Here is a 25,669-nt window from a genome sequence, read left to right as displayed (position 1 = left end):
AAGCATAAACCATAGGAAGAAGGAATCAGCATGCCTCAATTGAAAACGGAAAAAGAAAAGATGCTTGCCGGAGAGTGGTATGATGCGAGCGACGCGGAGCTTACGGCGGATAGACAGAGAGCCCGTCAATTGACGCGCCTGTATAACCACACGACGGAGGAGGAGCGGGAGAAGCGGACCGCCATCCTCAAGGAACTGTTCGGTTCCACAGGAGAGCATATTTATATCGAACCTACATTTCGCTGCGACTACGGATCAAACATCCATGTAGGAAATAACTTCTTCGCCAATTTCGATTGCGTCATTCTCGATATTTGCGAAGTGCGTATCGGGGACTATTGTTTTATGGCGCCCGGCGTGCATATTTACACGGCCGCCCATCCGCTGAATCCGGCGGAACGCAATTCGGGAGCGGAATTCGGCAAGCCCGTGACGATCGGCGACAACGTTTGGATCGGCGGCCGGGCGGTGATCGTTCCGGGGGTAACGATCGGAAATAATGTCGTTATCGCCGCCGGAGCGGTCGTAACGAAGGATGTTCCCGACGGCGCGGTAGTCGGCGGAAATCCAGCCAAAATAATAAAATACGTCGAGATGTAGGAGAACAGCAGGAATCCTGAAAAAAATAGCGAAATAAATAGGCATAGGTATTTGGTTCTATTTTTACATATTATTTTTTTCAGGAGAGGTGTACGTTTTATGAAACCTGCTGGTGTGGTCCGAAAAGTGGATCAGCTGGGAAGAATCGTTCTGCCCAAATCGTTGCGAAAGAGATATCAAATGAATGAAGGGGACCCTGTCGAGATTTTGGTGCAGGGCGATCATATTATCCTCGAAAGATATCGCCCCAAATGCGTGTTCTGCGGTTCTATGGAACAAGTGAGCGATTTCAGAGAGCGTTGCATTTGCAACCAATGTCTGATTGAAATGAACCGATTGACCTAGCCCGACGGGCGCCGGCGCGACCGCCGGGACGCAAGTACCTTCGGTTTAGCGTCGGTCAACTCTAGGCCTGCAAATAAATAAGCCTCCCGGAGGGGAAGCTCATTTATTTACAGGCCTTTTGTTTTGTCGTCGTTGTAAGACGCGGTCAGGATGCCGCACAGGAACATGGCAAACACGAGTGTGATAATCCAGAATGTCAGCGAGAAAGTCAAGGTGAACACCTCCATGTCACGGATAATTCCTGCTTACATTATACCCGTCCCTTGCGCAAAAATAAATCTTAATATGATTTATTTCATTGACAAGAGAGAGGTTGCTTTATTTGAAAAATAAAAAGTGCGTAGGCACGGGACGAAGCTGTCCATCCGACGGGTGGTTGATGACCTCCCCGTTGACCACGAGGGAGGAGGAGCCGCCTCCATCCAGGTTATAGGCGTCTTGGACGCCCATGTTTAGCAGTTTATTTTGCAGCTCGGTCAGCGTCGCTCCGGAACTTCCGTTCTCGTCGCGTCCGTCGATGACGAGGATAATCAATTGATCGTCCTTGTAGTTCCCGATAATGGTTCGGGGAGCGCGCAGCGGAGAGGTCAGCCATTTTGACGGAATGGTTGTCTTTACTCCGTTATTCAGCAGCACCGGCACAAAGGATGCGCCGAAGGAGGGCTGCAGCCGGTCCAGGTCCGCTTTGTTCCGGAACTTCCCGCCGATCAGCTTGCCCGAACGGTTCAAACCGACGAAGAACAGGTCTTTATAGGAAGGTTCAAAGCCGGTTACATATTTGCCTTCCACTACGGTCGTGCTGAGCGGATAGCGTTTCCCTTGGGAATCGGCGAATCCGCCGGCGTTGATCCCGGCGACTGCCCCGTGGCGCTGTGCGGCTTTGAGCGTCGTTTCCGCCCCGCCGAGGATGTCCTTGCCCAGCGTCATCTTCATGGCGTCCGGCGATTTCAGCTTGACCTTCATCGCGTAGCCCTTGTAAGTTCCGGGGTTGACCTTATACAGCTCGATCCGGATTTTGTCGCTCTGAATCGTCTGGAAGGGAGTCCCCAGCTTCAACGTGATTCTCCGGTTGTAGATCTGTTCCGGCCGTTTGGCTGAAGTTTGGGCCGTATTGACGATGGACGACATGGTGGACGTCGTTTTCCGGTAAAGCTCGGCGGTCTTCTTGAGCGAAGAAGACGTAAGTCTTGCCGCGCTTTCGGCCTCGTCCAGCTTCTTGCCGATTTCGCCGGTTACCCGGGGAATGTCGGAAGCTGGTGCGAACGGGACCTTCTCCTCTTGCCAACTCAGGGCGGAGCCGCTGACGAACATGGCGATCAAAAGACCGATCAACGGACCCGTCGCAAGCAGAAAAAAACGGTTGATTCGTTTAATCGGTGTAATCATTTCAGCAAATCCATCTTCTTTTGCAGCTCGGCGAGCTGTTTTTTGACTTCGTTCAATTGCGTGTAAAGCTTGTTGCTGTTGTCCGTCTTGTTCGTCGTATTGTCCTTCGTGAATTCCAGCAGTTCATTAAACGTCTGCACCTTGCTCTGCAGCGTGGCGATTTCGGTATTCAGGGCGGACAGTTGAGCGGAATAATCGGCTTTGAGCTCCGCCGTCTTGGCCTGGATGCGGGCATCCATCTGCCGGACCATAGCGTCCTTCAGATGATTGCTGTATACATAAGCGGAGGCCCCTCCCGCTCCAATGAGCAGAATCCAGATCAGGACAATCCCTTTCGCGGACGGCTTGCGGGTTTTCCTGCTGCGGTTTGGTCCGGTCGCGAGCTCCGTGTCGTAAGACATGTGATCACCTCGGTGTTCTTATTTCCAGACTACATTCTATCATGGGGTTTCTATTATCGCAAAAATCGCTAGAATTCGAACGAATATCGATTTCGGTCGAATTCCGCTGCCGCCGCAACCGCATTTCGGGTCATTGCCGGAAAAATTTGTCCTCCTGTAAAATCGCTTCAAGAGACTGATTTGAAAAGGAGCGGAACCCAGGATGACGGAAGGAAAAACGGAGCTGGACCGGCTCGTCAAGAAGCTGCCTCCGCTTTTGAAGGAAGAGGCCCAAAGATACATCGACGGGCAGGATTTCATTTCATTTCTAGGCGAGAAAGGGACTGTCGGCGAAGGAGAGGTATTGGAGATTCACAATATCTTTGGTACGGAGAATGGAACGGGCAGAGAGGGCGAGTCGGGAGGAGAAGGAGTTGGAGCAGGGGGAGGCCGGGTTTCTCCGCCCTTCGGCTTCGGCGAGCGGCTGATCCTGCTGCTGCCGCCAGGGCTGCCGGCCGAAGCGCTGCTGAAAGCCAGCCTGCCGAAAGGAGTTGCCTTTCGGCAGGCTGGCAATGCGGCGTGGGGCGGGGCGGCTAAGGCAGAGGCGGCGGAGGCGGCGGAGGAGGGCCGCGAAGCCATCGCGCTCGACCTCGCCGCGCAGCCGCCGGAGCGGATCCGGGAGGGCTTGTCCCGGATCGCGGCCGCCCTCGCGGAGTTTACCGCGCGCTCGGGCGGCGGTTAATTTGCGCTCGGGCGGTCCGGCGGCTCCGCGGGGGACGGTTCCTCCGCCTCCGCCGCGCTCGCAACTCGCGCCCAGCCATCCGTGACGCCGCTGTACAGGGCCAGGCCCTCGCGGCCTTCCGGCGTCAAGGCGTAGCGGCCGCGCGCGATGCGGCGGAACCACCCGTAGTAGTTCCGCTGCAGGATGGCCGCGGCGCTGCCGACGCCGCTGCGCTCGCGGACCTCGCGCGGCGCCAACTCGCCGCCCTCCAGGAGGGCGAGGGCCACGCGCAGCGCTCTCTCGCGGTAGGCGGTGACGAGCTTCGTGCCGTGGCTGCCGCCGACGTTGTAATCGCCGCTGCGCTCGTTGAATTCGGTGATGAGCCGGCTGGCCCGCGTCTTGATGATCTTGGCCGACGGCACGATCACCTTGTCGCCCGGCGAGCAGAGGATTTCCACGAACGGCGCCTTGGTCTTGTAATGCGTCACGGTGATCAGCCCGAGCCCGAGCCGCCGGCACAGCAGCGTGATTTCGCTCCAGCGCTGATTATGGGCGCCGCGCTTCGTCCGGTTGCGTTCGACGGCCAGGTAAACCTCGGCGCTCAGCTTTTGGCGCTCCAGACCCTGCAGCAGCAGGGGGAGGTTGAAGGTCTTTTTCATCTCCACGATGAGCGGCTGGTCGCTCCCCGGCCGAATCCCCACCAGATCGCAGTGCCGCACCTCGCTTTTGATGCTGTATCCCCGCTCCTCAAAAAACTTTTTCAAAGGCGGGTATAATTCCGTCTCATGCTGAACAGCCATCGGGATCTTCCTTTTCCACATTTTTAAGCGATTGATCTTATCCTATCCGAAAATTATATCATACCCGCAGGTCAACTTATCCGCCCTTTTCGCATAGGTATGTAATACACTTTTTCCAAAAATCGCGGTGATGGACTGCCGCGCCGGCAACGGTGTAGAGCTAGGGGACAGGAGGTACCGAACATGGATATTTTTGAACGTATAGCGGCATACCGGGCGGAAAGCGATTCGCTGGCTTGGAACGGCACATTCAAACAATATATCGAGCTGCTCGCCAAAGATCCTGCGCCTGCCATGACGGCCCATGCCCGGGTATATGAAATGATCGAGTCTTACGGCGTGGAGGAAGTGAACGGCCGGAAGCGGTATAAATTTTTTGAGCAGGAAATTTTCGGCCTGGACCGTGCCATTGAGAAGCTGGTGGAAGAGTACTTTCATTCCGCCGCAAGGCGGCTGGATGTCCGCAAGCGGATATTGCTGCTCATGGGTCCGGTCAGCGGCGGCAAATCCACGCTGGTTACGCTGCTAAAACGGGGGCTTGAAAAGTTTTCGCGGACGGACAAAGGGGCGGTGTACGCCATTTCCGGCTGCCCGATGCACGAGGATCCGCTTCACCTGGTCCCGCACGACCTGCGGTCCGAAGTGGAGAAGGAGCTCGGCGTGCGCATCGAAGGCAATCTTTGCCCCGTATGCCAAATGAGGCTGAAAACGGAATATGACGGCGATATTGAAAAAGTGGCCGTGGAACGGGTGCTTTTGTCCGAAGACGGACGTATCGGCATCGGCACGTTCAGCCCGTCCGATCCGAAGTCCCAGGACATTGCCGATTTGACGGGAAGCATCGATTTCTCGACGATTACGGAGTACGGCTCCGAGTCCGACCCCCGCGCATACCGGTTTGACGGGGAACTCAATAAAGCCAACCGGGGGCTCATGGAATTTCAGGAGATGCTGAAATGCGATGAGAAGTTTTTGTGGAACCTGTTGTCTTTAACGCAGGAAGGGAATTTTAAAGCGGGCCGGTTTGCGCTCATCAGCGCGGATGAGATGATCATAGCTCACACGAACGAATCCGAGTACAAGGCCTTTATCGCCAATAAAAAGAACGAAGCTCTCCAATCCCGGATGATCGTGATGCCGATCCCCTACAATCTCAAAGTGTCCCAGGAGGAGAAAATCTACGCCAAACTGATCGGTCAGAGCGACATGAACCATGTCCACATCGCCCCGCACGCTTTGCGTTCCGCGGCTATTTTTTCTATTCTCACCCGGCTGAAGGAGACGAAAAAACAGGGTGTAGACCTGGTGAAAAAGATGCGGCTCTACGACGGTGAAGAAGTGGAGGGCTATAAAGACGCCGACTTAAAGGAGCTCCAGAACGAGTATCTGGAGGAAGGGATGTCCGGAGTCGACCCGCGGTATGTTATCAACCGGATCTCCAGCGCGCTGATCAAACAGGATTTGCACTGCATGGGCGCGCTCGATATTTTGCGGGCGATCAAGGACGGTCTGGACCAGCATGCTTCCATCACAAAAGAAGAACGGGAGCGGTATCTCAATTTTATCGGGATCGCCCGCAGGGAATATGATGAACTGGCCAAGAAGGAAGTGCAGAAGGCGTTTGTGTATTCGTTCGAAGAATCGGCCAAAACGCTGTTCGAGAACTACTTGGACAATATCGAGGCTTTTTGCAATTGGACGAAAATCCGCGACCCCTTGACGGACGAGGAGATGGACCCCGACGAGCGGCTGATGCGGTCGATCGAAGAGCAAATCGGGATTTCCGAAAACGCCAAAAAAGCGTTCCGCGAGGAGATTTTGATCCGGATCTCGGCCTACTCCCGCAAGGGCCGGAAATTTGAATATCTTCACCACGACCGTCTGCGCGAGGCGATCGAGAAGAAGCTGTTCGCCGACCTGAAAGATATCGTGAAAATAACGACCTCCACGAAAACGCCGGATGAAAATCAACTGAAGCGCATTAATGAAGTCAGCAAGAGGCTGATCGACGAACACGGGTACTGCCCGGTTTGCGCGAATGAACTGCTCCGGTATGTGGGAAGTTTGCTGAACCGGTAAGGTAATTAAGGTACAGTCATCTGTATCGCGCCTTGAAGAGAAGTCCAATAAAAGAGAAGAGCAGCCGATCCGTTGAGGAAATGGCTGCTCTTTCTTTGGAGGCGTGGTTACGGCAAATTTCGGCCGCGCGTGCCGATATAAAGGGAATACCATTCCTCCCGGGTGAGGCGAAGCTCCATAGCGTCGCGGCAGGCGCGGATCCGGTCGGGATTGATCGTTCCGATGACGGGCTGAATGCCGGCCGGATGGGTCATCAGCCAAGCCAGCACGATGGCTTCCGTGGTCGTGCCCTTTTCGTCGGCAAGCTTGCGGACAAGCTCCGCCGTCTTGACGACGCTCTCGCTCTGTCCTTCGAGCGAGCGTCCCGAATACAATCCCTGGGCAATGGCCCCCAGGATTGAAGCTGAATATTTTCCAGGCGGCAGAACTCCAAAGTGCCCTCCGGGAACACGTTGTTTTTGGCCTCCTCCTGATTGACATGCGTGCCGACCTCCAGGAAGCCGTACTTATGCAGACTCATTTCGAGCTGGTTGACGATGAACGGTTCCTCGCAGTAGGCCTGCAGCAGTTTGATCTGCCCCTGGCTCATGTTCGATACACCGAAATGCCGGACTTTTCCCGAGGCCTTCAACCGATGGATCGCGCTGGCCACTTCTTCCGGCTCCACCAAAGCGTCGGGCCGATGCAGCAGCAGAATATCGAGGTATTCCGTGCCGAGCCGCTCCAAAATGCCGTCCACACTGTTTAAAATATGCCGCTCGGAAAAATCGAACCGATGCGGGCTCGTCCCTTCCGCGAAGCGGATGCCGCATTTGGATTGGTATCGCTTTCACATTCATTTTCACGAGTCATCCTCCCGTTACCTGTGCAACCTTCATGATGAAGCAAATTCATGGATTAGACAAAGCTATTATACCAAGCTCGGCCGGGAAGCACCAAATCCGTTGCGACAACGAGTTAATTCTGCCAGTTTACCGTCACGGTTCCAGTCCCGTTGGAAGGAGCGGTGTAAGTATGGTTGTTGCCGCCTTCCCAAGTAAGGGTTTTGCCGTTTGTTTTTACAAACTTAAACTCCAACTTCGCTCCGGCTGGTACGCTGACATCGTAGTACCATGTCGGGTATTTGGCTATGACCTGGTTATACATCGGACCGATTACCTGTTTCTCGTCCCAGGCCCCAAGCTCGGCCACATTTCCGACGAGGTAGACGTTCTCTCCCAGGCTGGTTGTCGCATTGTTCACCAGGAAGCGTACCGTGACTTGCTCGGCCGTCAATATATTGAAATTGTGGAACGGCTCACTTGTCGCACCCGCAGCGGTGTTCACGGTCACGTCGGTCTCGCCGGGGGATGCGGTAGCGGGAATGATCGCTCGGATTTGGGTATCCTCCCAGCTCAAAATATCCGAACCGGTGGCCGCCACGGTGCCGAAGTTAACCTCACCTTTGTCGTTCCCGAAGCCCCGGCCGTCAATCGTTACCGTATTTCCCGCCTTGCCCATGGTCGGACCGACATTGCCGATGATCGGCGCGGTTTCCGCAGCGGTATGCTGCCAAACTGCGGTTCCGCCGGCCGCCAGCGTGAAGGGGGTTACGGTACCGCTGCCGTCCACGGTGATCGAATTGCCGTTAAGCAGGCCGTTCAATTCATCCGAGTAAGTACCGGCAGGCAGCGAGGTCAGTAATTTCGAGATCGGATAGGATTTGGATTCGCTGCGATTGAGGGCAACGACGGCGGTGTTGTTCCCGAACTTCCGCTCAAAAATATAGACATCCTCATTCACCCAGCGTTCCTGAGTCGTTCCGTAGGCGATGGCCGGGTTTGATTTGCGCAGCGGCGCCAATGTCTGAATGAGCTTGTAGGCCGTCGTGGAAGTGTCGAACGAAGGCATCATGCCCCGGTTATTCGGATCGCCATTTCCTGTCGCATACTGCTCCGTTCCGTAGTAGATGGCCGGAACGCCACGGGAGGTCAGCGTCAGCGCCAATGCTTGTTCGGTAGGACGCTTGCTGGCGCCGGAAACCTGGAAACGGTCCATATCGTGGTTGTCGATAAAGGTGACCAGGTTATTGTCGAATTGATAAACCGCCGCCGTATCCTCGATAACCGCGTTGAGGTCCTTCATCGTTTCGGACTTATCCCGCAACACTTCGCGCACTTGCTGCGCATAAGCGAAATCCAGCAGATGCATGCCGCTTTCATTGGCAAAGCGGATGTTGTCCGTGCTGGTTTCGTCGGCGCCCAGGAACCACTCGCCGAAGGTGAACACCGGGTGTTTGCTGCTGTAAATGGAGGAGACATAGCTTTTTTGCCAGCCAAACGGCATATGTTTCACGGCGTCGAAACGGATGCCGTCAACCCCCATGTCCAGCCAGAGCTGGATCGCGTCTTTGAAATAGGTGTCGATCAGATTGTTGTTGTGATTAATGTCCGCAAGGTCATAAAGGTTGCGATAAATGCCGTCTTCAATCGTGGAAAAATCCGTGCCGCCATGATGATGGAAAAGCTGGTTGGTATCCTTCATGTAGGTGCCGAGCAATTTTCCGTTATCATACAAGGCGCCGTTCTCGGCAAAGTTGGCGTCGGTCGAAGAGGCCGGGCTGGTGTGGTTGGGGGCAAAGTCAATAATGACCTTGATGTTGTTCTCGTGCGCCGTCCGAATCAGATTCTCAAAATCGGTAAAATTGCCGAAAGCCTCATTGGTGCGCTTGAAGTCGCGCGGCCAATAACCGTGGTAGGATGTATTTTTTGTTCCGGAGTAATCGATGACCGCGGTAATGTTCTCCACAGGTTGGGAAATCCATAAAGCGGTAATCCCCATTCCGGTCAAATAGCCGTCATTGATTTTGTCGATAATTCCCTGCCAGTCCCCTCCAAAATACAGTTTCAAATTGGATTTGTCGCCGCTCGAGGCTCCTCCAGCTGGATTGTTGGCAGGATTACCGTCCATAAACCGGTCGGTCACGATTTGGTAAACCACGTCGGTGCTGTAATTCAGCTTGTTCTCAACGCTTGTATCCGATGAAGCCCATGCAGGTAATGAGGTCCCCAGCGCCATGCTCAGGGATAGAGAGAGTGCCGTCAATAGTTTGGTTCGCTTGTTCATTTGTCCGACTTCTCCTTTCAGACATGCAAGATTGAGTTTCTTCGAAATCTGGCCTGGCTTGAATCGAATGCGCCTTAACGTAAAGACTGGAAGGGGTTGAAAATAAAACGCTTCCAACTTGAATGAAATCATAATACAGCTGAATTTCCACGGAAGATACTTAAAAACGAAGAAACCGGTTTCCTCACCAAGAAAATAACATTCTCACTTTATGTAAGTCAATACCTGAATTGGAATTATTTAAAATTCATACCGCGACCGGAGTTCATTCGTATGGGTTGTCGAGCCGGACATTTCCTTTGCATCAGGAAAGGAGATAGGCTAGAGCCTATCCCCACTACAGCATTTTCCGAAAATGCTTCTCCCCGTCATAGCTGAACATGGCCGGCTTCTCTTCGACCACGGTTTGCAGATGAACCGGTCTTCCCCAAAGCCGGTACACATAGGGGAGCGTGCGCTCCAGGTACTTCAGGTCAAGCTCGATCCCCTCGTATTGATGCTTCAGCAGCAGCTCCCCGCTGCGCAGGTAGTCGCCGTCCTGGACGACGATGTACGGGGCGCCGCCGTTCACGCGGGAGGCGACCAACTGATCGCGGATATGCTCCCAGGTTTTATCGGTGATTTTCCATTCCGGCCCCTGTTTCTCGAAGATATAGAGGTCCAGGTCGCGGACCAGATCTTTGGTCAAATAGCTGCGGATAAAAGAAAGGTCCGAATCCAGCTCGCGGACTTCGAACATTTTCTCCCGTCCTTTGCCCGGCTCCCGGCCATAGCGGCGGACCTCCTCTTCCGTCGGATGGTCCCAGCGCCGTTCGATATCCTCGAAGATTTTTAAGCCGAGATAGTAGGGATTCAGGCTCTGCCGGGAAGGCTGTACGACGGAGGCGTTCAGCTTCGCGAACTCGATCGTCTCCTCGCTGGTGAGGTCCATCTCGCGGAGGATCCGCTGATGCCAGTAGGAGGCCCAGCCTTCATTCATAATTTTGGTCTCCATCTGCGGCCAGAAGTACAGCATTTCCTCCCGCAGCATGCTCATGATGTCGCGCTGCCAGTCCTCCAGGGATTCGGAGTATTCCTGGATAAACCACACGACATCCTTCTCCGGCTCCGGCGGAAAGGGAAGAGGGGCCTCCGGCTTCGCAGCGCTACCCGCCCTGGATCCCGCCCCGGATCCAGCTCCCGCCCCCGCTCCGGTTCCCGAAGACCCGCCCGTCCCGAGGCCGTCGAGCTCCCACAGGTCGTCGTAGGCTCCGCCGCGCGGCGGCTTCGACTGCGCCTCCTTCATGCGCCGCAGCTTCTCCTCCGTCTGCCTGCGCTTATCGTACCGCAGCGGCTTGATCAACTGCGGATCGACATGCTCTTGAATGCCGAGGACCGCGTCGATGAAGGACTCGACGGTTTCGGCTCCATAGAGCAGCTCGTATCTGCCGATCCGCTCCGCCGTCGCCGACATGCTCTCCACCATATCGCGGTTGGTGTTGCCGAAGCGCAGGTTGTTTTTGAAGAAATCGCAGTGCGCAAGCACATGGGCGATGATGAGCTTGTTCTGGATCAGCGAGTTGCCTTCGAGCAGGAAGGCGTAGCAGGGATTCGAATTGATGACGAGCTCGTAGATTTTGCTGAGTCCGAAATCGTACTGCATTTTCATCTTGTTGAACATCTTGCCGAAGCTCCAATGCGAAAACCGGGTAGGCATGCCGTAGGCTCCGAACGTATAAATGATGTCGGCCGGACAGATCTCGTAACGCATCGGATAATAATCCAGTCCGAACCCGTCGGCGATTTCCATGATTTCCGCAATGGCGTACTCCAGCTGGGCGAGTTCGTTGGTCATGAACGTGCCTCCTTTTCCCGCTTATGAAAAAAGTGCTTCAAGGCGCGGTAGACTTCCCCTTTTTCCTTGATCACGTAGTACATAAACCGGTCCTGCTTCAAATTCCGGTAGGCGGACATCAGTGTGCTTCCGCGGTTGTATTGGTTGACCTCCCCGTATCCGAACATATTGCTGCGTTCCAATAATTCGCCGATCAGCCGGATGCAGCGGTCGTTGTCGGAGGTCAGGTTGTCGCCGTCGGAGAAGTGAAAAGGGTAAATATTGTAGCTGGAAGGGGGATAGCGCCCGTCGATGATGTCCAGCGCTTTTTGATAGACCGAGGAACAGATCGTACCTCCGCTTTCTCCGCGGGTAAAAAAGTCCTGCTCGCTGACTTCCTTGGCTTCGGTATGATGAGCGAGAAAGACGATTTCCACCTTTTCGTATTGACGGCGCAGAAAGCGGGTCATCCAGAAGAAGAAGCTGCGGGCGCAGTATTTCTCGAACGCTCCCATCGAGCCCGAGGTGTCCATCATCGCAATGATGACGGCGTTGGATTTCGGAAGACGCACATCCTCCCAGGTTTTGAAGCGGAGATCGTCCGGAGAAATTCCGTGAATGCCCCGAACCCCCGATATCGCGTTGCGGCGGAGATTCTCCAGAATGGTGCGCTTTTTGTCGATATTGGACATTAAGCCCTTTTTGCGGATGTCGTTGAAGCGGAAGGAGACCGATTCGAGTTCTTCTTTATTTTTATCCTCAATATAAGGAAGCTCCAGTTCATCGAAAATCAAGTCCTCCAGGTCCTCCAGACTGATTTCGGCTTCCACCACATCGGCCCCGGGCTGATCGCCGGCTTTTCCTCCCTTCCCGGCATCCTTGGGGGAATCCTGCGCCAAAACATCCCCCACTTCACTGTCCCCGTCTCCTTGGCCGACATGTTTCTGTTTCTGAAAATTATGAATAAAGCGGTATTCCTCCAGATTGCGGAGGGGAACCTTGATAATTTGTTTTCCGTCCGACATGATAATGTTCTCTTCCGTGACCAGATCGGGCAAGTTTTGCTTGATGACCTCTCTGACCTTCTCCTGGTGCCGCTGCTGATCCTGGTAGCCTTTGCGGTGCAGCGACCAATCCTCTTTGGAAACGATAAAATTGGCTTTGTCCGGTTGAAACGATGACATCGTGCACACCTCCCCAAATCGCATGCTTGAACGGTGATCAGTTGTAAATAAAGTATATTCACGCGCAGCCGTGTTATGTGAGCGGGCGCTTGGCGGTTTTTGAAACCGGCTTTTTTGGGGGGAGTTTACCGGGACGATTCTAGGCATATCGACCCTACCCATCTTTTTCGGGAATCAGGTAGAATGAAGGGTGATGCAAAACTAACTTGGTGAATCTATTCTAGAAGAAAAGGAGCCGTCAACCGTGCCAAAGGATAAATGCGGACTACTAAAGCAGCTCATTTCCGAGGATAGCACTTACAAGTTACTGTACGATAACCTGCCTGACGCGATTTGTATTATCGATGCAAATGGAAACTATGTGGAAGTGAATCGCGCGACCGAAACAATGACCGGATATCCGGCTTCCCATTTTGTACATTTGTCGCTGGACGAGCTGTTTTGCGAACAGGGGAGAAAGAAAAAAGAAGAGTATTTTCTGAAAGCGCTAAACGGAGAAACCGGGACCTTCGAGATCTCTTTCAGACGGAAGGATGGGGAGATCCGGGACGGTTATACGACATATATTCCGATCCGGCATGAAGCTGAAGTCGTCGGCGTGTTCTCGATCACCAGGGACATTACGGCCGAGAAAGCCAACCAGGTTAAAGGCATGACGGAGAAGCACCGGATGGAGGAAGCTTTGCGCGAAAGCGAAGGGCAGTATCGGTTGATTTCCGAGTATTCCATGGATTTGATCTCCAGGCATACGGCCGATGAAAAGAACATCTATCTCTATGCGTCTCCTTCTTCTTACGCCCTGCTCGGATACGAGCCCGAGGAGATCATCGGCACGAGCGCCTACGATTATTTGCATCCCGAAGATGTCGATTCGGTCCGGGAATATATGCGAACCAGCATGAATTCCCGGAGCGTCTATACGCTATCCTATCGGGTCCGCCATAAAGACGGCCGGTATATCTGGTTTGAGAGTACGGGAAGATACCGCTATCTGGATTCCGGTGAAATCGGAGAGATCATCTCCATCTCCCGGGACGTAACCGAGCGAAAGCAAAGCGAACGCCGTCTCCAGGAGAGCCAGCAGCGTTACCGCTCCCTGTTCGAGTACAGTCCTTCCAGTGTGTATTCGATGGATTTGAACGGCAGGTATACCTCGTTAAACTCCAATTTGGAAGCCTTGCTCGGTTATGGCCGCGAAGAATTGCTGGGGATGGACTTTCAGCAGATCATTGACCGTGAAGACCTGACCCCGACACTCTATCATTTCGAGCAGGCGAAAAAAGGCAATCCGCAAAATTACGAAACGACCGTCATCCGCAAAGACGGTAGCCCGATGGAGATTGCGGTCACCAACGTGCCGATCATCGTGGACGAGCGGGTCGTCGGCGTTTTCGGTATAGCGACCGATATCACCGAAAGAACGCGGTATGTCGAGCAAATCGAAAAACTCAGTTACCTGCATGCCTTGATTTTGGGCTCGGTTTCCGAAGGGATCTACGGGCTGGACGAAAATGGAAAAACCGTGTTCATCAATACCGCTGCCGCCGAAATGCTGGGGTATGAAGTGTCCGAATTTATCGGCCAATCCAACCACGCGTTGATTCACCACACCAAAATCGACGGGGCGGCTTACCCGATGGAGGAATGTCCGATTATTCAGACCTTGAAGGACGGAAAGCCGCGTGTGATCAAGGAAGATGTGTTCTGGAGAAGGGATGGCTCAAGCTTTCTGGTGGAATATCGGGTAAATCCGATGATCGAACGGGGCCAACTGATCGGTGCCGTCGTTGTCTTCAACGATATTACCGGCGAACGGGAGATCATGAGAGCTAAGGAATCGGCGGAGAAGGCCACTCAGGCGAAATCGGAGTTTCTGGCGATGATGAGCCATGAGATCAGAACGCCGATGAACGGGGTCATCAGCATGACGGATTTGCTGCTCGAGACGCAGTTGGACGAGGACCAGCGATACTACGCGGAAGTGATTTCCAGCAGCAGCCGGGCGCTGTTGTCCATCCTGAACGATGTGCTCGATTTCAGTAAAATCGAGGCCGGCAAAATGGCGCTGGAATACGAGACGTTTCATCTGGAGAGTTGTGTCGCAGCCGCGGTGGAGTTGTTCTTGCCGGAAGCCGCCAAAAAAGGAATCGAGCTGGGCTATGCTATCGCGCCCGATGTCCCTTCGCAAGTCTATAGCGATCCTTCCCGTCTCCGTCAGGTGTTGGTCAATTTAATCGGGAACGCCGTGAAATTTACGGAGCGGGGTGAAATCCGCGTGGAGGTCAAACGATCTTCGGGACATGAATCGGCGGACTTGCTGGAGTTCCGTATCTCCGATACGGGCATCGGCATTCCGTCCGGCAAGCTGAACCGCTTGTTCCAATCCTTCTCCCAGGTGCATCCGATCATGAACCGGAAATATGGCGGAACAGGTTTGGGACTGGCCATCTGCAAGAAGATCGTGGAGATGCTGGGCGGAACGATCGCCGTGGACAGCGTCGACGGTGCCGGCTCCACGTTTACCTTCACCCTGTTTGCCGATCGTTCTAAACAAGATTTCTCGGAAGAAAAACGGTTTGGCGCAGGGGAGGAAGTCGCCGCAGGAGCCCAAGGAAGTGCAAGTGCGGACGGGCAATGGGGAATCGCCTCGAACGCGGCGGACACCGCGGACACCGCGGACACCGCGGACACGGAGAACGGAAAAGCCGGCCTTTCGATTCTGGTGGCGGAGGATCATCCCGTCACCTGCCAGGCCTTTGCCCAGCTGTTTGAGCAAATGGGGTATAAGCCCGACATCGTGCACAATGGCATGGAGGTCATTCAGGCCGTCACGGAGAAACAGTATGATCTGATCTTCCTGAATATCGAGATGCCCGTCATGGACGGAATCAAAACGGCCAGGCTCGTTCGTCGGCTGCTGCCGGTAGACAAGCTTCCCCTCATGATCGGACTTAGCTCCTGCGGAGGTACGGAGAAGCGGGAGCGTTGTCTGGCCAGCGGGATGTCCGCCATTCTGAGCAAACCCGTCAACGAGGAAGAGATTCGCAAGCTGCTCGCGAGCTGGAGCGGGGAACTGGATCAAACGGAGAGAATTCCGATTCACAATGAATCCCGATCAGAAAATCCTTCCGGGAACCTGTAGCAAAAAGCCTCGCCGCATAGGCGAGGCTCTTTGCTAACCGGTTACACGGCCTTGGTGTACAGAATGCCGATCGTTTTGGCGCCGCAGTGGCTGGAGATGACGCAGCCGGCGCTGGAAATGGCGACTTCTCTTGCTCCGGTTCTGGCCTGGAGTTCTTTTTGCAGCAGAAGCGCATCTTCATCCGCCAAAGAATGCGTGACGAAGATCAGGTCCTTATCCATTTCGCCGACCCGGCTGAGGGCGTTGTTCAGCAGCTGGTCCAGCGCTTTTTCCCGGCTGCCGCGGATTTTGTAGGCCGGCGTCATTTTGCCGTCGATGACCTTGATCACCGGACGGATGCGAAGCAAGCTGCCGACGAGGTTTTGCATGCCGGAGCAGCGACCGCCTTTGTATAGATAGTCGAGCGAATCGATGACGAACTCGGTTTCCACCTTGGGGCGAATCCGCTCCAGAAGCGAGACGATTTCGGGCACCGTTTTTCCCTCGTCGGCGGCTCTGACCGCCTTCATGACCTGCAGGCCGATCCCGGTGGACAGGTTGAGTGAATCGAACACCGTCACCTGGCCGTCGGGAAATTCACCGGCGGCAATCAAGGCGTTCTGGTACGTCGAAGACAGCTCCGAGGAAAGGCTTATGTAAAGGATCTGTCTGCCTTCGTTCACATATGGAGCAAACGCCGATATAAAATCGGCCGGGGAAGGGGCCGCCGTCTTCGGCAGCTTTCCGGTGGCGTCTACTTTTGCGTAAAGCTGTTCGGTCTTCAGGTCGACGCCGTCCCGGTAATTCGTATCCTCGAAGGTGACATAGAGCGGAACGATTCCGATTTCATGGTCGTTGATCCATGAAGGAGGCAGGTCACAGGTGCTGTCCGCAAAAATTTTAATGGCTCCCATTAGAAAATCCCCTTTCGGTTTTTCGCTAAACGAAAGATTTAAGCGGGAATGTTTTTTCGGGTATACATAATGGCTACGGTGCCAGGTCCGCAGTGGCTGGAGATCACGCAGCCCGCTTCGGAAATCGCTACTTCCGAGCCGGTCCGTTCCCTCAGGATCGCGGCAAGACGGCGAGCGTCGTCCTCGGCGTGCGTATGGGCGACGATGATCAGATCCCCGTCCATGTTCGCGATATCGGAAAGGGCGTTGTCGAGCATCTGCTGGACGGCCTTTTCTTTTCTGCCGCGCACCTTATAGGCGGGGATGATATTCCCCTCCACCAGCTTGAGTACCGGCCGGATTTGAAGCAGGCTGCCGATGAAGTTCTGCATGCCGGAACAACGTCCGCCTTTATAGAGGTATTCCAGGGTATCGATGACAAATTCGGTTTCCACCCGGTCCCGGCATTGCTCGAGAAGGGGGACGATCTCCCGGGCGGCCAACCCTTGCTGCGCCGCTCTCACCGCCTTCATGACGAGGAGGCCGATCCCGCTGCACAGGTTGAGCGAGTCGACGACGTGCACCCGGTCCTCCGGAAATTCACCGGCGGCGATCAGCGCGTTCTGATAGGTGGAAGAGAGCTTGGAAGACAGGCTGATGTAGACGATGTCCTCCCCGCGATCAATATAAGGAGCAAAGGCGTCCATAAAATCTTTCGGCGAAGGCGCCGTCGTTTTCGGAAGACTGCCGCCGGTCTCCACCTTGCGATAAAGCTCGGTCGGGGTCATATCCACACCGTCTTTGAACGTTTCGTCCCCAAAGACGACGTAGAGCGGAATGATGCCGATCCGGTATTCGGTAAGCCAAGCTGCGGGCAAATCGGAAGTGCTGTCGGCGAAAATTTTGACCTTTGACATAAATATCTCCTTAGATTCAGTTAGTCCAGCTTATATTCTATCAAAAAGCTTCACCGTTTAACATCTTTTGAGAGCGGGAGGGCGAGACGAACACAAAAAAATACCCGGGGCTGCCGGGTCGTCGAACGAAGCTTGGGGATCTGGGGCTCCGAACTGCTTAAACTATTAACCTATAATTTACCTATATAGGTTGCTATTGATTTGCATATTATTCAGCGGTGCAGAGGGTTCTTTTCACACTCTTGGTCTGCAACTACATCTTTGGTTTGAGAATTAAAGGGAATTCTTCCCGTTAAATTGGGTACGTAAGCGGCTACAGAGGCGAATTAGCCGGAAAACCTCCCGCTAATTCGCCTGAAATGGTGTATATCGGCAATAGGGCCGTGAAATAGATGGAACTTTTCCAGCTAACTCTGATCGAAAAGCCAAGGGCGGTACATTAACAGGATATTTTCCCGTTATTGATGTAGACTCCGACGGTGAGACTTTATATCTGCAATTGTGGATGTTGGCAACGTATATCCGAAACCCTGTCACATCCTTCTCAACGCCAATTTTTTGGTTCAACCTAGTATCGTGCTTCATCAGACAACGTGGATCACAATGAATTCCTGCATATCTGCATGTTTTTTTCTTGTTCGGAACAAAAACTTCAAAATTCCTGCAAATCCTCTAAGGCCCCCTAATTAAACTGGAGTCTCCCTGCCCAATAATTTAAACTTAGGACAAAGGGAGATGATCGGTATGGGAAAAAGGTTGAATGAAGAAAAACGTTTAAAAGTTGTGAAAGAAGCGATGGCAGGTGTTAAGGTGGGGGTATTGGCTCGAATGTACGACGTCCACCCTGAGACTGTCCGTAGTTGGATTCGAGATCATCGGGACTCTATTTCGCCTGAAGAAATTCCTGCGGCAGACGAACATGTTCAAGAGTTGCAACGCCTGCAGGAGGTAGAGCAACGCTACCAAAAGGCCGTTAAAGTCCTTGGTGAAAAAGAACTCGAAATCGAAATTTTGCGAGAGTTGCTAAAAAAGCAAAACCCCGCTTATCTGAAAAATTTGAAATAGCCGACCCATTCATTAAGCGGGGGGAACCGGCAGCTGTTGTGCTGCGCATTCTTGGGTTGTCAGAATCAACGTATTACGACCGTAAAAAGCGACTGGCCCAGTCAGCAGAAAAAGGCGAAGAACGTCCAACCGAAAGCCGTGCAGGGCGCCCTGTGCCGGGATACTCATACACGACTACAGGTGAGAAAGTTAGCGACGCACAAATTAAAGAATGGCTGCTTGAACTCCTTGAAGGAGAAGAGTTTGTCTATGGTTATAAGTTTCTAGCCCAATCCCTTCGAGATAAGTATGATCTCATCTTCAACAAAAAGAAGTCTTATCGACTTTGCCAAGAGTTAGACATATTGCAGAAACCTAGAAAGCGCCTACGCTCTCACCCTCGTCGATTACCGAGAAATCGAGTTATAACGGGGTCAAACCAACTTTGGCAAATGGACATTAAATACGGATACGCGATCGGGCAGGAACGGTTCTTTTTTATACTCAGCATTATAGATGTGTTTGACCGAATGGTAGTAGGGCAGTATAGAGGCCCGGTATGCGAAGCTAAACAAGTCGTCCAAACCTTATGGTATGCCTTGCAAGACCGTATAGAGCCCGGCGAGCCCATGCCGGTGGTTCGTACAGACAATGGTCCACAGTTCGTTAGCAAGCTATTTGGGGATACCTGTGAAAGCTTGGATCTTATTCATGAGCGTATTCCGCCACGGTCCCCCAATATGAACGCCTACATTGAGTCGTTTCACAGCGTCCTGGAGCGCCATCTGTTTAGCCGGAGGGACTTTATGACCCTGGATGAAGCTTATGAGGCACTAGACCAATACATGGACTTTTACAACAACCGAAAAATTCACGGTAACTTAAGAAAAATGTCTCCAGCGAAGTTCTCAATATGGGTGAGGACACTGGAAGACACCTCTGCCTTTCATAGAGCGGTGTAATACGGCAGAATAAGGAGCAATCCTGTGAATTCATAAACATTGTAGGGTAGGACTCCGAAATAAGGGGGCCTAGCCGAATCTGCAGGAGTTTTCGACGAAACCGGCTCGTTTCTCTAAAATCGCTGGAAATGCCTGCAGATTTGCATCTTTTTTCGCATCCCCTCGGGAATCAGCCTAAAATACCTGCAGATTTGCATCTTTTAAAGTTGGAAGGGTTGGAAAGTGTACCAGGCACCTTGATCGCCGTGGATCCCATACGATTTGGATGTCTGACGGGGCACCAGTCCGCTGTTCAGCGGATTCAGATGTTCCGCGGAACTACATCAGGGAGCCGACGGTGAACAAGAAGATCAACAGGAGCAAGGAACCGCCCGAGAAAGAGACGCCGAGAATGGCGAACAACTTTTTCCGGTTTTTGATCGCCAGGCCGATGACGCCCAAAATAAGCGCGGCGAGATGAAATACGGCCGAAACCATCATCAATAGAACGCCGAGCAAAGCCCCCATCTGATTCATCATGCTTTCGGCGATAACTTCAATCGGCTGATCCGCGATGCTGACGACGGCAACGGTAACGAGGGCCAGAGACACAATGTATCCGATGATGGCAAGCAGCACTAATATGAAGGAAGCGATCCCTGGGCCGGAGTGCTTGAGGGGAGACATAGCGTCAGGAGCATCCGGCAGGTCCGGGTAAGGTGTAAAACCATTGAATTGATGGGGTTCTTGATTTTCCATGAAATCGATCTCCTTTGAAAACAGGTTATCCTTCTCCCATTTAATGTTTCACAGTTTCCCGGAAAAATCAATATTCGCGTCCCGGTTCGGCCGATGATCGCTCAAGTTTAAAGCTGACCTTCGAGCTGGAAACCCGCCGTGGTCTGGAGTATGATAAGAGGAATGGCAGCTAATTAGCATTCAAATCGGATAGTAAGGAGGGGAAAGCATGCAGCGGAATTTTGCGGGGATCGGGGCAGTCCTGATGCTGCTGGCCGTAGCGCTGGGGGCGTTCGGAGCCCATGTTCTGGAACCGCATATCGGAGAAAAAGCGATCGGAACCTATGAAACCGGTGTCCATTACCATATGATTCACGGCCTGGGGATCCTGCTGGCTTCGGTGGCGGCCGGTTTCGGCGGGGAGGCCCGGCGGCTCGTATGGGCGAACCGCCTGTTCCTGACCGGGATCGTGTTGTTCTCGGGAAGCCTGTACCTGATGGCGGTTACGGGCTGGCGCTGGCTCGGTCCGATCACGCCTTTGGGCGGCGTTTCCTTTATCGCCGGCTGGCTGATGTTCGCCCTGGCCGTGACGGGGAGAAGCCGCTCTTAGGCGGTGGAACCGAGGCGGCCAGGGATACAGAAAAACGGCTGGAATGTCTTCCTTAGGAAGCTTCCAGCCGTTGGTTTATGAGCCGAGGGGCTTGTTTATTTTTCACTGAACTCGATAATCTCGTTAAGATTGAAGGTATATACCTGTTTTTCGTCCACATGATAGACATTGATCGTTGACGTTTCCGCAAGAAAATTCAGAATTCGGCAGGGGATGCTGATGCGTTCCCCGTTCCGGTTGACGAGCAGGCGGACGAGGCGGTTATCGGCGATGTGCCGTTTAATCCACTGTTGAAACTCCTCGCTGCCGGCGAACTGCTCGAATGGACTGGTCGTTTTTTTGGGTTCCGGCGCCTTTTTTTCCGATTCCGCATTTGTAAGCCGTTTATAGGATTTGGAGATAATGGACTTTTTTTTCTCGGTCAGCAAGGATTCGATTATTTCACCCAGCTCGATCCCCGAATTGATTTTGTAATCGATAATGTCTTCCCCTTGGTTCAGCACCTGCAGCAATGACTGCAGCGCCTTGGCGTTGGTCTCGTTCCTTATCAGAATTTCCACGTTAAAAAGATAGCCTAAGTCCTCTTTACTCTTGGTTTCGCTGTGCTTGTCCATATAGCCCCCAAAACTTCATTAAATATTGCTAGCACTAAACATCATAGCATTCCAGGGGGGACAAGGGTAGTCCCTAACCAGCATATTTTCACATGGAAATATTTTATATTTTATTTATCCGCAAAGAGCCTGGCCAAACTCTCGCGGTATGGGGCCCGAACGATGCCTTTTTCGGTGATGATCGCCGTCACCAGTTCGTTCGGCGTCACGTCGAACGACGGGTTGAACACCTTGATTCCTTCCGGCGCCGTTCTTTTTCCGAAGGCTTCCGTCACTTCGGTGTCCGGCCGCTCCTCGATCGGAATATCCTTCCCGCTCTCGGTGTCGAGGTCGATGGTGGATAGCGGCGAAGCGACATAGAAGGGAATGCCGTGGGCCTTGGCGAGCACGGCCAGGGAATACGTCCCGATTTTGTTGGCGACGTCCCCGTTGGCGGCGACGCGATCGGTGCCGACGATAACGGCTTCGACCCAGCCCTTCTGCATGACCATGCCGGCCATGTTGTCGCACAGGAGCGTGACGTCCACGCCGGCCTGCTGCAGTTCAAAAGCGGTGAGCCGGGCGCCCTGCAGGACCGGGCGGGTCTCGTCGGCGTATACCCGAAGCGTCATTCCCTGCTCGTGAGCCAGGTAGATCGGCGCGAGCGCGGTTCCGTATCTCGCCGTGGCAAGGCCGCCAGCGTTGCAATGCGTCAGCACGCCCATCCCGTCTTTGAGCAGAGGAAGCGCCGACTCGCCGATGCGGCGGCACACTTCTTCATCCTCCAGGTGAATCGACTTCGCCTCTTCCAGGAGGCCTTGCGTCAACGCCGCGAGGTTGTCCGCGTCCGGTCCGGCGGAAAGCGCCTCGGCGCGTTCTTTCATCCTGCCCAGCGCCCAGAACAGATTGACGGCGGTCGGACGCGACGTCGCCAAATGCGCGGCCGCCTGGTTGACCGCCGGCAGCCAGCCTGCGGGGGCGCCCGCGTAGCGGAGGGCGCCAAGGACGACGCCATAGGCGGCGGCGATGCCGATGGCGGGGGCGCCCCGCACCTTCATCCCGTGAATGGCGTCCCATACCTCCTCGGGCGTCGTCAGCTCAAGGAAGACGATCTCCCCCGGCAGCAGCCGCTGATCGAGGAGGAGCAGCTTGTTCTCCGCCCAGCGGAGACTCAGCAGCGGCCCGTCGGCGCTGGGGCCGGAGCCGGAAGCGGCAGGGTTTGGTTTCGGCGATGAGGTCATACGATCGCTCCTTCCGCTGCGGCGGCATGCTTGGCGATCGTCAACACGTCCTCGATCGATGCGGCCTGCCGCCCGTTCTTGATCAGCGCTTTTCCGAGGGTCAGCGCGGTGACTTTGGCTTGATGGCGAAGGGCATCATCCGCAATCGTATCGATGTCGGCCACATGCGACAACCCGACGATGCGGCGAATGACCTTGCAGCCGGCAAACCCGATCGAGTCTTGCAGCACTTTGCGGAGGTAATGCTCCCGATAAGCGGGCAGCCGGAATATCGGGTCTTCCCCATGCTCCTCCCAAAGCCGTTCGAAATGCCGCTCGAAATGCGCCCATACGTCCCGGATCGTATCCAGCAGCCAGGCGCGATGCTTGTCTTGCAACGCACGGTCGTTGTTCCAGCCCGGCTGGGCGGCGAAGTTCAAGAGCAGGTTGGCGATCACCGCGCCCAGGTCGAATCCGATCGGGCCGTAGTAAGCGAATTCGGGATCGATCACCTTGGTGGACGTTTCGGTCACAAAGATGCTTCCGGTATGCAAATCCCCGTGGATCAACGCTTCCCCGTGCGTCAGGAACTTTTCCCTTAACAGCGCAACCTCCAGATGCAGCTGCTCGTCCGTCCACAGCTTCTCCGCTTCCGCTTGGATATCCGCGGAAATGTCGTTATTTTCGGAATCCCGGTAAGGGTCGGAAAAGATGAGGTCCTCGGTAATTTTGCACAAATCCGGATTGGTGAAGGAAGCGGCCATTTCCTTTTTGCGCTGTTGGTTCATCCCGAGATCCGATGTAAAGAACAGCGTTGTGGCGATGAACCGCCCGATATGCTCGGCAAATCGGGGATAAGTGCGGCCTTCGATCAGGCCCCTCCGCATAATGACGTGATCGGACAGATCCTCCATGATCGTAACTGCCAGGTCGGAATCCCCACCGTACACGGCCGGTACGAGATCCGGGCACAGTTTGTGCTGAATGATCAGCGCTTCGCGTTCAATGCGGGCCCGGTCAAGGCTAAGCGGCCAGGATTCGCCAACGACTTTGGCGTAGGGCAGCGCTTGTTTGATGATCAGGCTTTTATTTTGAGCGGAGCTGCGGATTCTGAACACCAGGTTCAGGTTGCCGTCTCCGATTTCCTCGCATTCCAGTTCGGTTTCCGGTAAGAAAAAGTCCGGTACTTTGCGGGCGAACTCAATTGCATCTTCTACAGTTAACGGGGTATACGCCGCCAATAGAGACACCTCCATAATTAAGGGTTGGTTTGTTGTTGGATTTTATGTTGCAGTCCAGGAAAAAAAGACGAATGCATTCAATTAAAATTTTATTTTTAGTTAGTATATCGGAAAAGTAATTGATTTTGTATCCCTTTTTTTAGATATTCTTTAGATATTCTAATGAAGAGTTTCCTTTTGGCTGAACGAGGCGATCCGGGCGGGGAAATGACAGTCGCCGCGGACGTTCCCTCACATTGAAAACCTTCGTATTTCTTTTTCCAGGAACGGGGCATAATGAAGCCGGTACGATTCGTTTGTTTCGACCTTTACCGGTACGGGTAAATCAACAATGATCGGCGTTTAATACCTTATCGAAAGCGAGGGTTTATGATGGCTAAAACGGACTCGAAGACTTCCGGAAAAACGAAAAAATCCGGTTTGGAGCAGGTTCTTAACGAACAGGTTGCCAACCTGAATGTCCTTTATGTGAAAATCCACAATTATCACTGGTATGTGAAGGGGGACAACTTCTTCACCCTCCATGTTAAATTTGAGGAGCTATATAATGAAATCAGTGAAAAAATGGATGCGATCGCGGAACGGCTGTTGACGATCAAAGGCAGTCCGGCCGCGACGATGAAGGAGTACTTGGAGCTTGCCACCATCCAGGAGGCTACCGGGAAGGAAGATCCGAATACGATGGTGCAAAACCTGATCGAGGATTTCGCCACCCTGTCGGAATCGTTCCAGGAAGGGATCGAGCTGGCCGACAAGGAAGGCGATGAAGCAACCAGCGATCTGCTGACCGGATTCAAAGGCGAACTCGAAAAACATATGTGGATGCTCCGTTCCTACCTGGGCTAAACTAGGTTAGGCAACGGACATGCTTTGAAAGGGCTTTGGCCGATGGGGCCGGGCCCTTTTCTTATGGGAAGGGCTTAGTTTAGGGACCGGCATATGGGATATACCCTTGTACGTTGATTCAGGCAAAAAAGTAGGTTAGAATGTAATGAGAATCAGTGAGAATCATTAGGACACGCTAGTCTAATAATTATTATTTAGAATGATTCTAAATTGATAGTTGTTATGATATAATGACTTCAGTTCAGAAAAAGGTTGGAAATTAACGACTAATGGAGGGAGCAAAAAAAATGGCTACACATTTCGTTGTGGAAGGACTTAAAGCGACAATCGAAGGCAAGGAGATTCTGAAAGGGATCAATATTGAGATAAAGGGCGGGGAAATCCACGCGATCATGGGTCCGAACGGGACGGGGAAAAGTACGCTGGCTTCCGCGTTGATGGGGCATCCGAAGTATGAAGTTACGGACGGGAAGGTTACGCTGGACGGCGAAGACGTCCTTGACATGGAAGTTGACGAACGCGCCCGCGCCGGCTTGTTCCTGGCGATGCAGTATCCGAGCGAAATTGCCGGCGTAACGAATTCCGACTTCCTTCGCAGCGCGATCAATGCTCGCCGCGGCGAGGGCAATGAGGTATCGCTGATCAAATTTATCCGCCAAATGGAAGGCAAAATGAAGGAACTTGAAATGAATCCCGAGTTTGCCCACCGTTATCTGAACGAAGGTTTCTCCGGCGGGGAGAAAAAGCGGAACGAAATTCTGCAGATGATGCTGCTCGATCCGAAAATCGTCGTCCTTGACGAAATCGACTCCGGTCTCGACATCGACGCCTTGCGGATCGTAGCGAACGGCGTAAACTCGATGCGCAGCGAAGAGCGCGGTTTCTTGATCATTACGCACTATCAGCGTTTGCTTAACTATATTACACCGGATTACGTCCATGTCATGATGCAAGGCCGCATCGTCAAATCCGGCGGTCCGGAACTGGCGGAACGTTTGGAACGCGACGGTTACGACTGGGTTAAGGAAGAACTCGGCATTGTGGACGAAACCGTAGGACAAGAAGCCTAAGCGGAAGGAGGAGAACCCAAAG

The 25,669-nt window shown here is 53.5% G+C and carries 22 protein-coding genes and 1 pseudogene; 10 read left to right on the top strand and 13 right to left on the bottom strand.

Translation table 11 applies throughout. The features are described from left to right. Positions 1-39: 39 nt before the first annotated feature. Together FRY98_RS04900 and FRY98_RS04895 are read left to right on the top strand one after the other, a co-directional pair. Positions 40-600, top strand: coding sequence for a maltose acetyltransferase domain-containing protein (locus tag FRY98_RS04900; protein WP_148451188.1), 561 nt, complete (start codon positions 40-42; stop codon positions 598-600). A 99-nt stretch (positions 601-699) separates the two neighbouring features. Continuing rightward, positions 700-945: an AbrB/MazE/SpoVT family DNA-binding domain-containing protein gene (locus FRY98_RS04895; RefSeq protein WP_148450596.1), complete on the top strand. Its 246-nt coding sequence runs from the start codon at positions 700-702 to the stop codon at positions 943-945. Positions 946-1,263: 318 nt separating this feature from the next. Here the strand turns inward: FRY98_RS04895 and FRY98_RS04890 are convergent, their stop codons facing one another. Both FRY98_RS04890 and FRY98_RS04885 read right to left on the bottom strand, forming a co-directional pair. After that, positions 1,264-2,331 (bottom strand): phosphodiester glycosidase family protein, encoded by a 1,068-nt coding sequence (locus tag FRY98_RS04890; RefSeq protein WP_148450595.1) that lies wholly within the window; start codon positions 2,329-2,331, stop codon positions 1,264-1,266. Next, entirely contained in the window at positions 2,328-2,732 is a 405-nt protein-coding gene (locus tag FRY98_RS04885; protein WP_148450594.1) for a hypothetical protein, read from the bottom strand. Before FRY98_RS04885 ends, FRY98_RS04890 begins: the two co-directional genes overlap by 4 nt. A 202-nt stretch (positions 2,733-2,934) precedes the next feature. On the opposite strand from FRY98_RS04885, the gene FRY98_RS04880 reads away from it, so the two are divergent. Further along, on the top strand, positions 2,935-3,453 hold the full coding sequence (locus FRY98_RS04880; protein ID WP_148450593.1) for a hypothetical protein: 519 nt from the start codon (positions 2,935-2,937) through the stop codon (positions 3,451-3,453). Here FRY98_RS04880 and FRY98_RS04875 read toward each other — a convergent pair. Further along, positions 3,450-4,232 carry a DUF2161 family putative PD-(D/E)XK-type phosphodiesterase gene (locus tag FRY98_RS04875; RefSeq protein ID WP_148450592.1) on the bottom strand — a complete coding sequence of 261 codons (783 nt, stop codon included), beginning with the start codon at positions 4,230-4,232 and terminating at the stop codon, positions 3,450-3,452. The two genes, FRY98_RS04880 and FRY98_RS04875, sit on opposite strands and share 4 nt — an antisense overlap. 183 nt (positions 4,233-4,415) lie before the next feature. On the opposite strand from FRY98_RS04875, the gene FRY98_RS04870 reads away from it, so the two are divergent. Further along, positions 4,416-6,311, top strand: a complete 1,896-nt coding sequence (locus tag FRY98_RS04870; protein WP_148450591.1) for a PrkA family serine protein kinase — start codon at positions 4,416-4,418, stop codon at positions 6,309-6,311. A 107-nt stretch (positions 6,312-6,418) separates the two neighbouring features. Here FRY98_RS04870 and FRY98_RS04865 read toward each other — a convergent pair. From FRY98_RS04865 to yhbH, 4 genes and pseudogenes are all read right to left on the bottom strand, one after another. Beyond that, a pseudogene (locus FRY98_RS04865) lies at positions 6,419-7,131 on the bottom strand (aldo/keto reductase); the annotation flags it as partial. A 137-nt stretch (positions 7,132-7,268) separates the two neighbouring features. Next, positions 7,269-9,416: an alpha-amylase family glycosyl hydrolase gene (locus FRY98_RS04860; RefSeq protein ID WP_148450590.1), complete on the bottom strand. Its 2,148-nt coding sequence runs from the start codon at positions 9,414-9,416 to the stop codon at positions 7,269-7,271. 337 nt (positions 9,417-9,753) lie between these two features. Then, positions 9,754-11,250, bottom strand: a complete 1,497-nt coding sequence (locus FRY98_RS04855; RefSeq protein ID WP_148450589.1) for a SpoVR family protein — start codon at positions 11,248-11,250, stop codon at positions 9,754-9,756. After that, positions 11,247-12,413 (bottom strand): sporulation protein YhbH, encoded by a 1,167-nt coding sequence (gene yhbH, locus FRY98_RS04850; RefSeq protein WP_148450588.1) that lies wholly within the window; start codon positions 12,411-12,413, stop codon positions 11,247-11,249. Before yhbH ends, FRY98_RS04855 begins: the two co-directional genes overlap by 4 nt. A gap of 244 nt (positions 12,414-12,657) precedes the next feature. Between yhbH and FRY98_RS04845 the strand changes: the two genes are divergently transcribed. Further along, positions 12,658-15,555: a PAS domain-containing hybrid sensor histidine kinase/response regulator gene (locus tag FRY98_RS04845; RefSeq protein ID WP_148450587.1), complete on the top strand. Its 2,898-nt coding sequence runs from the start codon at positions 12,658-12,660 to the stop codon at positions 15,553-15,555. A 41-nt stretch (positions 15,556-15,596) separates the two neighbouring features. On the opposite strand, the gene FRY98_RS04840 is transcribed toward FRY98_RS04845, so the two are convergent. Both FRY98_RS04840 and FRY98_RS04835 read right to left on the bottom strand, forming a co-directional pair. Next, on the bottom strand, positions 15,597-16,448 hold the full coding sequence (locus FRY98_RS04840) for a DegV family protein (protein ID WP_148450586.1): 852 nt from the start codon (positions 16,446-16,448) through the stop codon (positions 15,597-15,599). 38 nt (positions 16,449-16,486) lie between these two features. Then, positions 16,487-17,344, bottom strand: a complete 858-nt coding sequence (locus tag FRY98_RS04835) for a DegV family protein (RefSeq protein ID WP_148450585.1) — start codon at positions 17,342-17,344, stop codon at positions 16,487-16,489. 744 nt (positions 17,345-18,088) lie between these two features. Between FRY98_RS04835 and FRY98_RS04830 the strand changes: the two genes are divergently transcribed. Continuing rightward, the gene (locus tag FRY98_RS04830; RefSeq protein ID WP_170287029.1) at positions 18,089-18,409 is read left to right on the top strand and encodes a helix-turn-helix domain-containing protein; all 321 of its coding nucleotides are present in this window, start codon (positions 18,089-18,091) and stop codon (positions 18,407-18,409) included. Positions 18,410-18,447: 38 nt separating this feature from the next. After that, positions 18,448-19,350, top strand: a complete 903-nt coding sequence (locus FRY98_RS04825; protein ID WP_249043329.1) for an IS3 family transposase — start codon at positions 18,448-18,450, stop codon at positions 19,348-19,350. 318 nt (positions 19,351-19,668) lie between these two features. On the opposite strand, the gene FRY98_RS04820 is transcribed toward FRY98_RS04825, so the two are convergent. Continuing rightward, the gene (locus tag FRY98_RS04820) at positions 19,669-20,088 is read right to left on the bottom strand and encodes a hypothetical protein (protein WP_148450582.1); all 420 of its coding nucleotides are present in this window, start codon (positions 20,086-20,088) and stop codon (positions 19,669-19,671) included. Positions 20,089-20,296: 208 nt separating this feature from the next. On the opposite strand from FRY98_RS04820, the gene FRY98_RS04815 reads away from it, so the two are divergent. Then, positions 20,297-20,677 carry a DUF423 domain-containing protein gene (locus FRY98_RS04815; protein WP_148450581.1) on the top strand — a complete coding sequence of 127 codons (381 nt, stop codon included), beginning with the start codon at positions 20,297-20,299 and terminating at the stop codon, positions 20,675-20,677. 95 nt (positions 20,678-20,772) lie between these two features. Here FRY98_RS04815 and FRY98_RS04810 read toward each other — a convergent pair whose 3' ends face one another. The 3 genes from FRY98_RS04810 to mtnK all read right to left on the bottom strand — a co-directional run bounded on the left by FRY98_RS04810 (position 20,773) and on the right by mtnK (position 23,731). Then, complete coding sequence (locus FRY98_RS04810; RefSeq protein ID WP_148450580.1) at positions 20,773-21,291, bottom strand: hypothetical protein; 519 nt, start codon at positions 21,289-21,291, stop codon at positions 20,773-20,775. 110 nt (positions 21,292-21,401) lie between these two features. Beyond that, entirely contained in the window at positions 21,402-22,511 is a 1,110-nt protein-coding gene (gene mtnA / locus FRY98_RS04805; protein ID WP_148450579.1) for an S-methyl-5-thioribose-1-phosphate isomerase, read from the bottom strand. Continuing rightward, complete coding sequence (gene mtnK / locus FRY98_RS04800; RefSeq protein ID WP_148450578.1) at positions 22,508-23,731, bottom strand: S-methyl-5-thioribose kinase; 1,224 nt, start codon at positions 23,729-23,731, stop codon at positions 22,508-22,510. The genes mtnA and mtnK overlap by 4 nt, the downstream gene beginning before the upstream one ends. Before the next feature lie 372 nt (positions 23,732-24,103). On the opposite strand from mtnK, the gene FRY98_RS04795 reads away from it, so the two are divergent. Beyond that, on the top strand, positions 24,104-24,577 hold the full coding sequence (locus FRY98_RS04795) for a Dps family protein (protein WP_148450577.1): 474 nt from the start codon (positions 24,104-24,106) through the stop codon (positions 24,575-24,577). Between the two features lie 287 nt (positions 24,578-24,864). Beyond that, positions 24,865-25,647, top strand: a complete 783-nt coding sequence (gene sufC, locus FRY98_RS04790) for a Fe-S cluster assembly ATPase SufC (protein ID WP_148450576.1) — start codon at positions 24,865-24,867, stop codon at positions 25,645-25,647. Positions 25,648-25,669: the final 22 nt, after the last annotated feature.

This window comes from Paenibacillus faecis, from assembly GCF_008084145.1.
In the GTDB taxonomy this organism is placed as follows: domain Bacteria; phylum Bacillota; class Bacilli; order Paenibacillales; family Paenibacillaceae; genus Fontibacillus; species Fontibacillus faecis.
The sequence above is the reverse complement of the archived record's forward strand: the minus strand, read 5'-3'. Positions and strand labels throughout refer to the sequence as shown.